Origin of the sequence: Plantibacter sp. Mn2098, assembly GCF_049319745.1 — a bacterium.
Lineage (GTDB): Bacteria > Actinomycetota > Actinomycetes > Actinomycetales > Microbacteriaceae > Plantibacter.
In genome coordinates, this window is record NZ_JBMOUH010000016.1 from 43,964 (window position 1) to 58,656 (window position 14,693).

The 14,693-nt window shown below is 67.4% G+C and carries 13 protein-coding genes; 7 read left to right on the forward strand and 6 right to left on the reverse strand.

The features are described from left to right. Positions 1-54: 54 nt before the first annotated feature. From ACL9RL_RS19560 to ACL9RL_RS19575, 4 genes are all read left to right on the forward strand, one after another. On the forward strand, positions 55-1,617 hold the full coding sequence (locus ACL9RL_RS19560; protein ID WP_422781963.1) for a carboxylesterase/lipase family protein: 1,563 nt from the start codon (positions 55-57) through the stop codon (positions 1,615-1,617). Positions 1,618-1,689: 72 nt separating this feature from the next. Then, the gene (locus tag ACL9RL_RS19565) at positions 1,690-1,980 is read left to right on the forward strand and encodes a hypothetical protein (protein ID WP_422781964.1); all 291 of its coding nucleotides are present in this window, start codon (positions 1,690-1,692) and stop codon (positions 1,978-1,980) included. After that, entirely contained in the window at positions 1,977-3,788 is a 1,812-nt protein-coding gene (locus tag ACL9RL_RS19570; RefSeq protein WP_422781965.1) for an alpha/beta hydrolase, read from the forward strand. Before ACL9RL_RS19565 ends, ACL9RL_RS19570 begins: the two co-directional genes overlap by 4 nt. A 98-nt stretch (positions 3,789-3,886) precedes the next feature. Further along, positions 3,887-4,360, forward strand: a complete 474-nt coding sequence (locus tag ACL9RL_RS19575; protein WP_422781966.1) for a hypothetical protein — start codon at positions 3,887-3,889, stop codon at positions 4,358-4,360. A 109-nt stretch (positions 4,361-4,469) separates the two neighbouring features. Here the strand turns inward: ACL9RL_RS19575 and ACL9RL_RS19580 are convergent, their stop codons facing one another. Next, entirely contained in the window at positions 4,470-5,912 is a 1,443-nt protein-coding gene (locus ACL9RL_RS19580; protein ID WP_422781967.1) for a CCA tRNA nucleotidyltransferase, read from the reverse strand. Between the two features lie 183 nt (positions 5,913-6,095). Here ACL9RL_RS19580 and ACL9RL_RS19585 point away from each other — a divergent pair, with 183 nt between their 5' ends. After that, positions 6,096-7,916 (forward strand): stealth family protein, encoded by a 1,821-nt coding sequence (locus ACL9RL_RS19585; RefSeq protein ID WP_422781968.1) that lies wholly within the window; start codon positions 6,096-6,098, stop codon positions 7,914-7,916. A 256-nt stretch (positions 7,917-8,172) separates the two neighbouring features. Here the strand turns inward: ACL9RL_RS19585 and ACL9RL_RS19590 are convergent, their stop codons facing one another. Further along, positions 8,173-9,099, reverse strand: coding sequence for a phosphodiesterase (locus ACL9RL_RS19590; RefSeq protein ID WP_422781979.1), 927 nt, complete (start codon positions 9,097-9,099; stop codon positions 8,173-8,175). A 231-nt stretch (positions 9,100-9,330) separates the two neighbouring features. Between ACL9RL_RS19590 and ACL9RL_RS19595 the strand changes: the two genes are divergently transcribed. Then, the gene (locus ACL9RL_RS19595) at positions 9,331-9,819 is read left to right on the forward strand and encodes a glutathione peroxidase (protein ID WP_422781969.1); all 489 of its coding nucleotides are present in this window, start codon (positions 9,331-9,333) and stop codon (positions 9,817-9,819) included. 229 nt (positions 9,820-10,048) lie between these two features. Beyond that, a complete protein-coding gene (locus ACL9RL_RS19600; protein WP_422781970.1) occupies positions 10,049-10,825 on the forward strand; it encodes a DUF1353 domain-containing protein in 777 nt (258 codons plus the stop codon). A 169-nt stretch (positions 10,826-10,994) separates the two neighbouring features. Here the strand turns inward: ACL9RL_RS19600 and ACL9RL_RS19605 are convergent, their stop codons facing one another. The 4 genes from ACL9RL_RS19605 to ACL9RL_RS19620 are packed head-to-tail and all read right to left on the reverse strand — an operon-like array spanning position 10,995 to position 14,573. Beyond that, complete coding sequence (locus tag ACL9RL_RS19605) at positions 10,995-11,771, reverse strand: ABC transporter ATP-binding protein (protein ID WP_422781971.1); 777 nt, start codon at positions 11,769-11,771, stop codon at positions 10,995-10,997. Beyond that, entirely contained in the window at positions 11,768-12,667 is a 900-nt protein-coding gene (locus ACL9RL_RS19610; RefSeq protein WP_422781972.1) for an ABC transporter ATP-binding protein, read from the reverse strand. Before ACL9RL_RS19610 ends, ACL9RL_RS19605 begins: the two co-directional genes overlap by 4 nt. A 32-nt stretch (positions 12,668-12,699) precedes the next feature. Beyond that, on the reverse strand, positions 12,700-13,581 hold the full coding sequence (locus ACL9RL_RS19615; RefSeq protein WP_422781973.1) for an ABC transporter permease: 882 nt from the start codon (positions 13,579-13,581) through the stop codon (positions 12,700-12,702). Continuing rightward, complete coding sequence (locus ACL9RL_RS19620) at positions 13,578-14,573, reverse strand: ABC transporter permease (RefSeq protein ID WP_422781980.1); 996 nt, start codon at positions 14,571-14,573, stop codon at positions 13,578-13,580. Before ACL9RL_RS19620 ends, ACL9RL_RS19615 begins: the two co-directional genes overlap by 4 nt. Positions 14,574-14,693 lie beyond the last annotated feature (120 nt).

The window sequence follows — 14,693 nt, forward strand, 5'->3', positions numbered from 1 at the left end:
GCTCGTCGGTTAGCGGCGGGTGACGTTTCCAGACAACCCCCATAGTCTGAAGCGATGCGCGAGACCCCGACCGTGAAGACGTCAGCCGGAGCCGTCCGAGGCGTGTGGACGGGGCGATCGCAGGCCGCGTTCCTCGGCATCCCGTACGCCGAGCCGCCCGTGGGAGCACTGCGATTCGCGGCGCCCGTCACCCGGGCTCCGTGGGCCGGCGTCCGACAGGCCGACGCATACGGCGCCACGCCGCTTCGCGACTACATGACCGGCATCACGGCCATCCCGGAGCCATCGCATCCCGGAGACGACACGCTTCGCGTCAACGTGTTCACCCCGGCGCCTGGGGATGCGACGGCCGAGCTGCCCGTGCTGGTCTGGATCCACGGCGGCGGGTTCACGACGGGGTCCCCGTCGTCCTCCTGGTATGCGGGCGGTGCGTTCCCACGTGACGGGGTCGTCGTCGTGTCGGTGTCGTATCGGCTCGGGTTCGACGGCTTCGCCCGCATTCCCGGGACGCCGGGCAACCGGGCCGTCCGCGACTGGCTGCTCGCCCTCGAGTGGGTGCGGGACAACATCCGAGGATTCGGCGGCGACCCCGACCGCGTCACGGTCGCGGGGCAGAGCGCGGGCGGGACCGCCGTCCTCACCCTGCTCTCGATGCCGGTGGCGCAGCCGCTCTTCCATGCCGCGATCGCGGAATCCCCCGCCGCAGCGGAGATCTCCCCCACCGTCGCCGAACGTTGGACCGCAGCGATGACCGCACAGCTCGGTCTGCCGGCCGGCGCGGGCGTCGAGGCCTTCCGGGCTGTCCCGGAGCGACGCGTGTTCGAGGCGCAGACCAGGCTCGGGAAGCAGGCTCTCAAACTCACCCCGGCGGGCGTCCGGCGCCTGGTGCACGGCGTCGACTCCACGATGCAGTGGGGGCCCGTGGTCGACGGCGACCTCATCCCGCACCCGCTCGCGGAGGCGTTCGCACGCGGCATCGGCTCGGACAAGCCGCTGCTCATCGGGGCGACGGCGAACGAGGTGACGGCGATGCTCGCCCAGTTCTCACGCGGACTCGGGCGCGTCCCCAGACGGCTCGCGCTGCGGTTCACCGGGCTGAACGCTGCCGCCGCGCGCGTCTATGCGACGGCCAGGCCGAAACTCGACACGGCAGAGACGATCGGGCAGCTCATGACCGACGCCGTGTTCCGGTTCGGGGTCGCGAAGGTCCTGCGGAAGCGCGGGGCGTTCGCGGCGAAGGCCGGGCGTGGGGCGAGCGTCCCGGGTGCCGACGATGCCGGCGGCCCCGGCCATCGCGTCGTCTCGGGCACGTGGGCGTACGATTTCGCGTATCCGTCGGCCGAGACCGGCTTGGCGCAGCACTGCATCGAGTTGCCGTTCGTCTGGGACGTGCTCGGCGGCGAGCACGTCGTGGAGCGGAACACGGGCGCGAACCCGCCGCAGGAGATCGCCGACGCGGCGCATGGCGCCTGGGTTCGGTTCATCCGCGATGGTGACCCGGGGTGGACGCGCGACACACTCGATCGCCCCGTCGGGATGCGGTTCGATCGCGCCACGGCCGAGGTGCCCGGCCCGTTCCGGTTCGAGGGCGACTTCTCGGCGCGCTTCCTCCGCTGAATCGCGTCCCCTCGCGAGCTCGCCTTTGCGAGCGCGCGCCCACCTGATATGTTTTATGGGCTAGGGGGTGCCGTGGAGATCGATGTGGATGCGATGACGGGCGTGCTGCAGTCCGTCGGCGTCCTGATGGATTCAGTGCCGCAGGGTGCGCTGCCCGAGCTGTGGGACGGCGCGAGCAGCGTGATCGAACAATCCGGATCCGACACTGCCGCGTGGTGGGCGACGACCGGAGCCACCCTCAACGATGCGTTCCTGGACATGTCGGTGAACGGCCGGGCGGCACTGGAGGCGTACGTCGTCTCCGATGAGGGCGTGCGGGCGGCCGCGAAGGCTCGCGCGACGATCTCCCCCTTCCGCCTATGAACTGGACGCTGGAGGACCCGAGCGAAGGCGACGCCGACGGCGCGTACCGGATGGCATACGCCCTGGCCGAGCGCCGCGATGCTGCCGGGACGGCGTTGTATCAGTTCGACTTCATCATCAGCGCGACCCTGTGGGCGTGGCAGGGCGACGGCGGAGACGCCTGGCGGGCGAGGATCGAGTCGCTCAAGCAGGAGCTCCGCGGCGCGTACAACACCGCCGATGCGCTGCATGCCGCATACAACCGGTACGCCGGGGAGTTCTCCGAGATCCGCGACAGCGCCCGCTCCTGGCGGTTCAGGCATCGCTCGGCCATTGCGGAACTCGAACAGTTGGACCGGGCGGCGGCCGCGTTCATCGGCCCGCCCGGTCCTGAACTGACCGGGCTGTGGGATCGACGACGCGCCGACTACGAGGACGACCGTGACCTCGCAAGGCGGTTCCTCGATGAACTCGGCCAGCGGAGGTTGGCCGCCGAGACCAGGCTCGTGAACGAGGTGTGCGCAGCGACCCCCGCGAGGTGGACGAACGCACGCGCCGCGGCGATCACGATCGGGATCACCGATCCGGCGCAGATGACCCCGCAGGGGTTTGCGAACTGGGCGGAACTGGCTGGGACAGATGCGGTCCTGGACTCGCTGAACGGCATGTCGCCTGCGCAGGTCGCCGCCCTGTGGGCCCTGCTGCCGCGTACCGTCGTCGACTCGCTCATCGCGAAGCATCCGGAATCGATCGGCAACCTCGAGGGAGTCGCGTACACCGACAGGAGTCTCGCGAACGTGTCACGGCTCGACGGGCTGCTGGCCGGTGCGGAGGATGAGTACGAGCAGCTCGTGGCGCACGCAGCTCAGGGGCCCGGGGCACTCTTCGCGCGGGCGCTCGGCGAAGCGCTTGCGAAGCGGGACGCGTTGCGGGTACTTGCGAAACGGTATGCAGACGGGTCCGCAGCCGCCGCGGATCCACCAGAGTTCTTGATCAGTCTCGACACGACAGGTCCAGGGGAGCCACTCGCGGCGGTCTCGGTCGGCAACCTCGACACCTCGTTGAACGCGACGTTCCTCGTGCCCGGGATGAACAGCGGCGTCAACGAGTTGAAAGACCACATTCGCAGTGTTCGCCGCATACAAGGCGACATCGCGAACTCTGCAGTCGTGCTCTGGTTCGGATACAACAGCCCGAAGCTCCTGAAGGACGGACACAGCCCCGTCACCGAGGTACTCGATGACGACAAGGCGCAAGCGGGTGGCCGTCAATTGCGCGACGCGTTGAACGGCTTCGACGCGCGCAACACCGCCTCTGGCAAGAACGCCCGGTTCAACCTCCTCGCGCACTCCTACGGCACAACTGCAAGTGCATATGCGCTCGCGGGCGGCGTCCGCGGGATCGACAGCGTCACATTCCTCGGCTCCGCCGGCATTCCGAAGTCCATCCGTCTGAAGGACTTCCATCTTCCGGAGCACAGTGTGTTCGTGACCGAGGCCGATGCGGATCACCTCGCCGACATCGGCCGGGGTCTTGAGTACGACTGGACCAAACCCTGGCCAAACGGCAATCTCGGAGACGGATTTGTGCCGCGTCGAGATAACCCCGAGCTCAAATCCTGGGGTGCAGAGGTCTTCGGCTCCGATGGCACCGTCCTCCCCGACGGCACCGTGCTCGACGCCGTCGATGGCCACAACCTCATCGGCGGCAGCGAGGCGGGCGACGCCAACAAGTACATCGGACCGAATACAGAGAGCCTCGCGAACGTGCTGAACATCCTCTCCGACCGACTCGAACTCCTCACGCCCGGAAGCCGGCCCTCAGAATGAAACCAAATCATCGTTCCGGCGAGCGCCATCTCAGATCTCTCACACTCATTGCGACCGCCCTCGTCTCGGTCGCACTCACGCAGGCAGGATGCTCATCCGTGAATGACCTCGTTGGCCCAGTGGCGACGACAAATACGCAGACAGACCCCGCAGACGTGAAATCACGGCTCGCAGGGGCCCTCGACGATGCCCAGAATGTACTGGGGGGAACGTGGGATCCGAAGGATGCCCAGCTCGCCGACGGCTGCGGCGACGTCAATGACGACACCCACTTCAGCTACATGAGCGCGCGATACCGAAATGAACCCACAGACGACTACCTCGGATCCACTGCATCGCTGAAGAAATTCTGGGAAGACCAAGACATCGTTGTCTCCGAGGTCGGGTACTACGAGACGCATCGCGTCCTCGACGCCGTCATGCCCTGGGGCGACCACATCTATTTCAAGACCAGCGAAGGACGTGTGTGGCTCACCGCTGAGACTGTCTGCTACCCCGGGAACTGGGTGGAGATCCGGAAGGAGGAAGGCAAAGCCCTCCTCGCAACGCAGACCCCTTCACCGACTCCGTAGCGCCCGTCGCCAGGCATCGGCGTGTCATTGTCGTCGTCGACGGGCAGCAAGTAGCCGTCCAAGGCTCCGCCGAACGATAGGTTGCCGCATCTCGAGCCAGATCGATGACTCAGGCGCCGCGCGACTCCCACCAGGCGCGCAGGCGACGCTCGGCCTCTTCCTCGCCGAGGGGACCCTCATCGAGCCGCAGCTCCAGGAGCCAGCGATACGCCTCACCGACCTCACGGCCGGGGGCGATCCCCAGCACCTCCTGGATGCGGTTGCCGTCGAGGTCGGGTCTGACCGCCCCCAACTCCTCCTGCTCCTGCAACTCGGCGATGCGCGTCTCGAGGTCGTCGTACGCGAAACCCAGACGATCGGCCTTGCGGCGGTTGCGCGTCGTGACGTCGGCCCGGACCAGCATGTGGAGGCGTTCGAGGAGCGGCCCGGCATCACGAACGTACCGACGCACGGCCGAATCCGCCCACACACCCTCCGAGTACCCGAAGAACCTCATGTGTAACTCGACCAGACGCGCGACGCTCTTGATCGTGTCACCGTCGTAGCGCAGGGCCGTCAGTCGCTTCTTCGCGAGCTTCGCGCCCACCATGTCATGGTGATAGAACGTGACGGCTGCGCCTGGGCCGGTGCGCTTCGTCGCCGGCTTGCCGATGTCGTGCAGGAGCGCCGCCCAACGCAGGACGAGGTCCGGAGCCTCCCCCGGATGCCGCGACTTCTCGTAGCCGATGGCCTGCTCCAGCACGGTCAACGAGTGCTGGTAGACGTCCTTGTGGTGGTGGTGCTCGTCCGGTTCAAGGCGCAACGCGGGAACCTCCGGCAACACGATGTCCGCCAGACCGGTGTCCACGAGGAGCTCGATGCCCTCCCGCGGCGAGTCGGTCAACAGCAGTTTGCTGAGCTCGGCCTGGATGCGCTCGGCACTCACGATGCCGATCGTGTCGCGCATCTGGATCATCGCCGATACGACATCGTCCGTCGGGTGGAACCCGAGCTGTGAGGCGAAGCGTGCACCGCGCAGCATCCGCAACGGGTCGTCGCCGAACGAGGTCTCCGGCGAACTCGGCGTCCGCAGCACACCCGAGATCAAGTCTTCGACACCGCCGGACGGGTCGACGAGCGCGATCTCGGGCACCCGCAACGCCATCGAGTTGACGGTGAAATCGCGACGGCGGAGGTCGCCTTCGAGCGAATCCCCGAACGCGACGACCGGCTTTCTGGTCACGCCGTCGTACGCGTCGGCCCGGTAGGTCGTGATCTCGACCGTGTCGGCGACATCACCGGCCGACACCTTCGCGCCGATCGTCCCGAACTCGCGTCCGACATCCCACCAGGCGTCGGCCATGGGCTTCAGGACGGACAGGATCTGATCTGGCGTCGCATTCGACGTGAAATCGAGGTCGCTCACGTGTCGACCGAGCATCGCATCACGCACCGGGCCGCCGACGAGCGCGAGCTCGAATCCAGCTTCGGCGAACGCCCGTGCCACCCGTGCGACGACCGGCGAGGAAGCCAGGTCCTGCAGGCGTACCAACGATTCCGCCATGCTCACCATGGGATCAATCGTAGCTGGCGCGGCCGAGCCGCCAGATCGGACACCTGTTGGCCAACCAACGAACCGATGGCCCTCGCCCGCCCAGCTCCCATCCCGACGCGGAACGCGCATCGAATGCCCTGCAGCCGAATCCGCAGCAGGTCAAGCCCACGCCGAATCCCCGGATCACTCCGTAGAATACGGATGACCATCCGACGCGAACACACCGTCGGATCAACCACCACACACTGCAGCGGCCGCCACAAGCGGAACTGCTCTCATCCAGAGGCGGACACGATTACGAACGAACTCGACAACCAGCGGAACGGCGCGACGCACACGCCGACAGCCTTCACCAGGTCGGAGAAGGACCCGAACCCGCCGGAACTCGTGTTCAGCACACCCCCTGAGCTCGTCCTCGTCACACAGGGCTCACGGACCAACCGCTTCGATCGGCCGGACGTCGTGCAACGCAAGGGCGTGTACACGCTCATCAACGGGCACCTCACGCCTCAGGCATCGATGACGGAGGACCTGCTCGCGGTCGCTGCCGCGTTCGATGCGGCCGACATCGAATACCTCCTCATCCGCGGCGATCACGACCGCCCCGTGATCGTGGTGGACCGATCGCTGCGCAAACGGGTCAAGCGCGCCCTCTCGACGGCGTTCGCCGACGAACCGTTCTACGCCGTCCAGGTGAAGGTCCCCTCGTCCGGAGGCAAACCGGCGGACGAACCGTCGCTCCTCGCCGACGAGCCGTTCGGCGGCCGCCACAAGGGATCCGTCTTCCGGCTGTTCCGCCCGCGGATCGAACCCATCGGCAGACTCCGCTACGGACAAGAAACCGCTCCCCAACTGGAGTTCTGGCACTTCGGCGAGGAAGAGATCGTCGCCCCCGTGGAGAACGTGCTGATGCGCACGACCCTCCCCCGCGGCGAGGCGATCGAAGCGACGGTCGACCGATACGGACGCAGCTGGCGCACCCTCGAGCACATGTTCGACCCGCTCGCGAGCGACATCACCTTCGACATCGACCTCGTCTTCTCCTGGGTCGACGGCTCCTCGGAAGAGTTCCAGCGAGCGCGCGCCAAACGCATGCAGAGCTACGTCGTCGGCGAGGGTGACGACTCCGATGCCCGCTTCCGGCAGATCAACGAACTCAAGTACGCGCTCCGCAGCGTCCACACCTTCGCCCCCTGGATCCGGCACATCTACATCGCGACCGACTCCCCCACACCGGAATGGCTGGCCGAGCACCCCAAGGTCACGATCGTGCCGAGCGAGGCGTTCTTCGCCGACCAGGACGCCCTCCCCACACACAACTCGATGGCGGTGGAGAGCCAGCTGCACCACATCGAGGGCCTGTCGGAACACTTCCTCTACTCCAACGACGACATGTTCATCGGGCGCCCGGTGACCCCGGAGCTGTTCTTCTCCCCCGGCGGTGTGAGCAAGTTCGTGGAGGCGTCGACCCGCATCGGGCTGGGGGCGAACGACCCGACCCGCAGCGGCTTCGAGAACGCCGCGCGCGTCAACCGTCGGCTGCTGCGCGAGCGGTTCGGCCGTGTGACGACGCGCCACCTCGAGCACTGCGCCGCCCCGCTCCGTCGCAGCATCATGGGCGAGATGGAGCAGGAGTTCCACGATGAATTCGCGCGCACTGCGGCGAGCGCCTTCCGCGCCGCGGACAACATCTCGGTGACGAACTCGCTGTACCACTACTACGCGCTCATGACCGGGCGGGCAGTGCAGCAGACGCAGGCGAAGGTCCGCTACATCGAGACGACGCTCAAGCAGTCGCTCAGCCAGATGGACCGACTGCTCAAGCGACGCGATCAGGACATGTTCTGCCTCAACGACGGCAGCCGCCCCGAGATCTCCGTCGAGGAGCGCACGACCGCGGTCATCGACTTCCTGGATCGGTACTTCCCGTTCCCGGCGCCGTGGGAGCGCGAGGTCGGCGAGCGCGCGCAGGCCGCGGGTGGTGCCGGTGCCGCCGACGCCGGTCAGTCAGCGATGCGCTGAGCGGTCCGGTCAGTCCCTGACTTCTTCGCGCACAACTCCTTCGATCTGACGCCCTATCCGCGCGGCGCCCCGGAATCACGGGGATCGGATTCCGGCGGCCTCCGAATTGAAGGAGTTATGCGCGATGTGAGCACGACGTTCCTGAGCGGGACCGGGGACGGATGCTGCGCGGGACCGGTCACTGAAGCTTGTCGAAGTGCGCCCTTCGACAGGCTCAGGGACCAGGGCTCGACAGGCTCAGGGACCGGGGAACCGGTCAGGTCAGGACGGAGATCGGCATCGTCAGGGGCGGCTCCGGCTGCACGGGCACCGTGCGAGACTCCGGCAGCCTGATGCCGTCGAGCGCGAGCCGCCTCGCGCTCTCCTGCGCGTCGATGTAGTCGAGCGGCGGCGTCTCACCGAGCGGGACCACCGAGTGCAGGACCGTCTGCTCGTAGACGTGCACCAGGTTGAACGCCCTGGCACCGTCACGACCGCGTGTCCCGCCGACCGGCACGTTGAGATCCTGCGTGTAACAGGTGGCCGATGCGACCGACACGGGGATCCCGGCGAACGTCGCCGTGGACGAGTAGTGGAGGTGCCCAGCGAGGATGCTGCGCACATCGGTGCCCTCGAGCACCTCGGCGAGCGGCGCCTGATTGCGCAGTTCGACGCTCACCGCGAGATCGAGGACGCTCGGGACGGGCGGGTGGTGCATCGCCAGGATCGTGCCGTGCGGGGCTGTGCTCGAGAGTTCCTCGGCGAGCCAGTCGAGCTGCGCACCCGTCACCTCACCGAAATGATGCCCGGGGACGGAAGAGTCAAGGGTGATGATCCTTAGTCCGTTGACGTCGTAGACGCGATCGACGGGACGCGATGTCGGCACCTCGCCGAACAGACTCGATCGGAAGGCCGAACGATCGTCGTGGTTGCCCATGACCCAGATGACCTGCGCGCCGAGCCGTTCCGCGACGGGTTCGACGATGCCCCTGAGCCGGTCGTACGCATCGGGTTCACCCTTGTCGGCGAGGTCACCCGTGAAGATGATCGCCTCCGGACGCCCACCGGACGCTTCGAACTCGTCGAACAGGCGGCGCAGGTACTGCTCGCTGTTCACCGAACCGTAGAGACTGCCTCCCCCGGCCAGCAGGTGAGTGTCGCTGATGTGGACCAGGAAGTGGTCTGGCCGCGGGTACTCGGCCATGCGAAGAGTCACGAGACATCTTTCGTTCGGGCGATGTGCACCAAACCACACCGCGGTTCAGGACCATCAGAGCAGACGAATCTGAACGATGCGCGAACGCCACGCGACTCGCTCCTGAAAGGCGACGGCGCACATCGTGATGGCATGCGCTTTCCTGAGAGTTTCCGAGTTCTGCGAGAGATCGTGCAAAAAAGGTGTTCCAGCGATGCCGGGCGAGCGTACAGTGGCGATATGAGCATCCGAGACATTCCACTGACCACGATCGACGGCACGTCGACCACCCTCGACGAGTACGCCGGCAAGGCAGTCCTCGTGGTGAACGTCGCATCCAAGTGCGGCCTCACGCCCCAGTACACGAAGCTCGAAGAACTGCAGCGCCAGTACGCGGACCGCGGCTTCACGGTCCTCGGATTCCCGTGCAACCAGTTCGCCGGGCAGGAGCCGGGCAGCACCGAGAAGATCCAGGAGTTCTGCTCCACGACCTACGGCGTCACCTTCCCGCTGATGGACAAGGTCAAGGTCAACGGCCGCGGCGCGCACCCGCTCTACGCCGAGCTGACCAAGACCGCCGATGGATCGGGCAAGGCCGGCCGGGTCAAGTGGAACTTCGAGAAGTTCGTGATCAGCCCGGACGGTCAGGTCAGCCGCTTCCGCCCGACCACCGAGCCCGACGCGCCAGAGGTCATCGCCGCGATCGAGGCCGCGCTCCCCGCCGAGTAGCTGCGCGATCGCGCATAACTCCTTCAATTTGGACGGTCGCCGCGAGCGGGCCCCGGAATTCCGGGGGTCGGTTCCTGGACGGCGCCGAATTGAAGGAGTTATGCGCGTGTGGGGACGGCGGGTGGCGAGGGAGTCGGGGCAGGCACGCCGGGCAGCCGGATGGGGACGTCGGGGCAGGCACGCCGGGCAACCGGATGGGGGCGTCGGGGGCAGGGGCCAGAATGGCGGCATGCCCTACCTCGACGACGATGGCGGCCCGCTCAGGGTCATCCCGATCACCCAGGCGCCCGCCGACGGCCGATTCTTTCAGCTGAACCGCCGCATCGGCTTCCAGGAGCATGCCGGCGCACCGATCTACTGGGCTCCTCCGCACATCCCGTCCGATGATCCACAGCCAGGGAACCGGACTGACCTCGCGTCCGTGCCGTGGATCTTCTGGAGCTTCATCGGGAGTTTCGGCCGGCAGAGCGCACCGGCGATCGTGCACGACCACCGCTGCGAACTCGCCCTCGCCCTCCCCCGCGACCAGGCGCTCGAACAGCGGTTCGAGGACGACCGGGTGTTCCGGGTAGGGCTCCGCCAACAGAAGATGCCGCTGTTCCGAAGCTGGCTGATGTGGGCGTTCGTCTCGGTCGAACGATACTTCCGTCACGCGCCGGGGCGGTTCACGATGCTCGTGATCCAGTCCGCCATCGGGATCGCGATGATCGTCGCCGCCGTGATCCTGGGGATCGTCGCGCATCCGCTGTGGTTGCTGCTCGCTCTTGTGCCGGCCGTCGCCGCGCTGCTCTGGAGGCGCGAGCGGCGGCTGATGATCTGGCTCGCGTACTCCGGCGCGCTGCTCGCGCCCGTGATCGCGGTGCAATTCGCCGCCGTCGGGGTGTTCCGGCTGATCGAACTCCTGGTGCGGGAGACCATCGACCGGCCGTTCGTCGATCACGAACCGGGACCGGTCATCACGCCGCTGCGGTTCGACCCGCGGAGGTCGGGGCAGCCGCGGGGGTGAGGGGTGTTGCGCTTCGTCACTTCGACAGGCTCAGTGACCGGGGGTGAGGGGCTGGCGGCAGCGCCCGGTCCCTGAGCTCGTCGAAGGGCGCACTTCGACAAGCTCAGTGACCGGGGCGGAGGCTCAGTGGCCGGGTGACGGACACTTCGACGAGCTCAGTGAGCGAGGATCAGCCGGGGAGGTTGCCCAGACCGTCGACGAGTGGGATGGCCGCCAACAGACGCTGCGTGTACGGATCCTGCGGATTCGTCCACACGTCATCGACCGGGCCGTGCTCCACGATCTTGCCCGCGCTCATGACCGCGACGTCGTCGGCGATCACCCGCACGACGGACAGGTCGTGACTGATGAACAGCATCGCCGCGCCCGTCTCGACGGCGAGCTTCCGCATGAGCTTCGCGACCCGCGCCTGCAACGAGGCGTCGAGCGATGCGATCGGCTCGTCACCGATGAGCAGCTCAGGACCGGCCGCGATGGCACGCGCGATCGCGATCCGCTGACGCTGCCCACCCGAGAACTGGTGCGGGTAGCGGGTGCGGCTGGCAGCATCGAGCTCGACGTGTTCGAGCAGGTCGCCGACGTTCCAGGCGTCGCTGACCGGGTTGACCCGCAGCCCGTCCTCGATCTGGCTGCCGACCGTCCGCCTCGGGTTGAGGGAGGCGTACGGGTTCTGGAACACCATCTGGATGCGCATGAGCTCCGGGTCGCGCTTGCGCAGCCCGAGCTTGCCGATGGGCTTCCCCTTGAACGTGATCGAGCCGTCGGAGACTGCTTCCAGACCACAGACCGCACGGGCCAGCGTCGACTTGCCGCAGCCGGACTCCCCGACGAGGCCGAGGACCTGCTTGGGCTCGAGGTCGAAGCTCACACCGTCCACCGCACGCAGCTGCCCGCGGCCGGGGAGCTTGTAGGTGACGTGGACGTCGCTGAGGTTCAGGAGCGTCATGATGCGTCCTCCGTGTTCTCGCCCGAGACGGGAGCAGCCGAAGCGGATGCGGCAGCCGGCACAGCAGCAGCAACCGCGGTCGGCGCAACCGCAGGCGCGGCCGCATCGTGCTCCCCCGGCAGCGCGTCGATGAGCGCCTTCGTGTACGGGTGCTTGGGCGCGGTGATGACCTGGAAGCGGTCGCCGTGCTCCACGATCTCGCCCATCCGCATGACCGCGATGGTGTCGGCGAGCGCCGACATGACCCCGAGGTCGTGCGTGACGAGGATGATCGCGATGCCGAGCTCGTCGCACAGCTTCCGGAGGAGGCGGAGGATGCCGGCCTGCACCGTGACATCGAGCGCCGTGGTGGGTTCGTCGGCGATGAGCACCGACGGTTCGCACATAAGCGCCGAGGCGATCGCGATGCGCTGCAGCTGGCCGCCGGAGAACTGGTGCGGGTACTTCTTGAGCGCCGCCTCCGGGTTGGGCACCGCCACGAGTCCGAGCATCTCGAGCGCGCGGGCACGCCCGGCAGCCTTCGACGCACCGGTGTGGTGGCGGTAGTGGTCGATCAGCTGCGCTTCGATCGTGAGCATCGGGTGGAGGCTCGCGGTCGGGTCCTGGAAGATCATCGCGATGCGGGAACCGCGGTACTGGTTCATCGCACGCTGCTTGAGACCGATGAGCTCTATGCCCTCGAAGCGGATGCTACCGCCGAGGTTCGCGCCGGCCGGCAGGAGCCCGCAGATCGCGAGGCCCGTCATGGTCTTGCCCGAGCCCGACTCCCCCGCCAGGCCGGTGATCTGCCCGGCCGGGACATCGAGGTCGATGCCGCGCAGGATCTCCTTGGTGGCGGCGCCTCGGCCGAAGCTGAGCGTGAGTCCGCTGATCGTGATGCCGGTGCGTTCTGACACGGGATCGGTTCCGTTCACGGTTGTGGTGGCGTTCACATCGCCCTCCCCTGGACGGCTTCCTGCGACCGCGGGTCGAGGGCGTCGCGCAACGCGTCGCCCAGGAAGTTGAACGCGAGGACGACCGTCAGGATGGCGAGGCCCGGGAAGACCGCGATCCACCAGGACGAGAAGTTCTGGACGCCGTCGGAGACCATCGCACCCCAGTCCGGCGTCGGCGGCACTGCACCGAGGCCGAGGAACGAGAGGCCTGAGAGGAGCAGGACCGCCGTTCCGACGTCGAGCGTCGCGAGGACGACGACGGGCGAGACGACGTTCGGCAGGATGTCCTTGCCGAGCGAGGTGAACGGTCCGTTGCCGAGCAGACGCCCGGCGACGACGTACTCCTGGTTGCGGGCGCCGATGACGAGCGACCGCGTGACACGGGCGTACGCCGGCCACGTGACGATGAGCATCGCGATGACCGCGTTCGTCAGGCTGGGGCCGAGGGACGCGGCGATGACCATCGCGAGGATGATCGTCGGGAACGCGAACACGAGGTCCGCGATGCGCATGATCGTCTCGTCGAGCGCCTTGCCGAAGTAGCCGGCGATCGCCCCGAGGACCGAGCCGATGAGCATCGCGAAGATCACGAGCATCAGGGCGAGCGGGATGGAGACCTGCGCGCCGCTGATGACGCGCGACAGGACGTCGCGGCCCACCTGGTCGGTGCCGAACCAGTGCTCGGCGCTCGGCGCCTGGAGGCGCTGGAAGTCCTGGGCGAGCGGATCGAACGGACGGATCCACGGCGCCAGGACGGCGACGAGCAGCCAGAACACGACGATGACGCCGCCAGCGATCGCGAGCGGGGAACGGAGCGCGGGTGCAACACGGAACTTGCCGCGGTGCTTGGTCTGCGTGGCCAGGATGTCGGTCATGCCACCCTCACTCTCGGGTCGATGAAGCCGTACGCGACGTCGACGATGAAGTTGAGCCCGATGTAGACGAACCCGACGACGAGACCGACGCCCATGATGGCCGGGAGGTCGAGCTTGGTCGCGGCGGAGTACGCGTACTCGCCGAGGCCGTGCCACGAGTAGACCTTCTCCACGAGCACCGTGCCGGACAGGAGCGAGCCGAAGGCGACGCCGAGGACGGTGATGATGGGGACGAGTGCGCCACGGAGGACGTACCTCGTCGTGACGATGCGGCCGGGCAGGCCCTTCGCACGGGCGGCGCGGACGTAGTCGAGGTCGAGGACCTCGAGGATCGCCGAACGCGCGAACCGCGTCAGCAGACCGATCGTGTACAGCGCGAGGACCGATGCGGGGAGGATCAGGTGCGACAGCGCGTCACCGAACGTCGCCCACTGCCCCGCGAGGAGCGAGTCGATCGTGTACATGCCCGTGACCTGGGGCGGAGGCATCGCGGCCGGCGACAGGCGCCCGGAACCCGGGAACCAGTGCAGCTGCGAGAAGAAGACGAAGTAGACCACCAGGGCGAGCCAGAACGACGGCACGGAAATGCCGATGAGGCTCACGACGCGGATGACCTGATCGGTGATCGTGCGGCGGCGGAGCGCAGCCCACATGCCGAGGCCGACACCGATGATGATCGAGATGACGATGGCCGTGAGGGCGAGTTCCGCCGTTGCAGGGAACGCCTTCGCGAGCTCGTCGGAAACGGCGCCGCGGGTCTGCTGGGACGTGCCGAGGTTGCCCTGGAGGACGTTGCCGACGTAGGTGAAGTACTGGACCGGGAGCGGCTTGTCGAGGCCGGCGTTCTCCCGGAACTGCGCCACGATGGCCGGATCGGCCGCCGCCTGCTCGCCGAGGGCGGCCTGCACCGGGTCGGCCGGGACCAGGTTCGTGAGGGTGAAGGTGACGAGCGTCACCCCGAACATCAGGAGGACCGTGAGGGCCGCCCTGATGCCGAGGTAGCGGGGGGGGGGGGGGGGGGGGGGGCGGGGGAGTTTTTCGTTGGGGGGGGGGGGGGTTTTTTTCTTCGATAGGTGATTGTCTCACAATGATTTCGTGTGCATCCCTTCTCT

Coding starts and splice junctions, on each gene's coding strand:
- ACL9RL_RS19560 (WP_422781963.1), top strand. CDS start 55: ATGCGCGAGACCCCGACCGTGAAGACGTCAGCCGGAGCCGTCCGAGGC.
- ACL9RL_RS19570 (WP_422781965.1), top strand. CDS start 1,977: ATGAACTGGACGCTGGAGGACCCGAGCGAAGGCGACGCCGACGGCGCG.
- ACL9RL_RS19580 (WP_422781967.1), bottom strand. CDS start 5,912: ATGGTGAGCATGGCGGAATCGTTGGTACGCCTGCAGGACCTGGCTTCC.
- ACL9RL_RS19585 (WP_422781968.1), top strand. CDS start 6,096: ATGACCATCCGACGCGAACACACCGTCGGATCAACCACCACACACTGC.
- ACL9RL_RS19590 (WP_422781979.1), bottom strand. CDS start 9,099: ATGGCCGAGTACCCGCGGCCAGACCACTTCCTGGTCCACATCAGCGAC.
- ACL9RL_RS19595 (WP_422781969.1), top strand. CDS start 9,331: ATGAGCATCCGAGACATTCCACTGACCACGATCGACGGCACGTCGACC.
- ACL9RL_RS19600 (WP_422781970.1), top strand. CDS start 10,049: ATGCCCTACCTCGACGACGATGGCGGCCCGCTCAGGGTCATCCCGATC.
- ACL9RL_RS19605 (WP_422781971.1), bottom strand. CDS start 11,771: ATGACGCTCCTGAACCTCAGCGACGTCCACGTCACCTACAAGCTCCCC.
- ACL9RL_RS19615 (WP_422781973.1), bottom strand. CDS start 13,581: ATGACCGACATCCTGGCCACGCAGACCAAGCACCGCGGCAAGTTCCGT.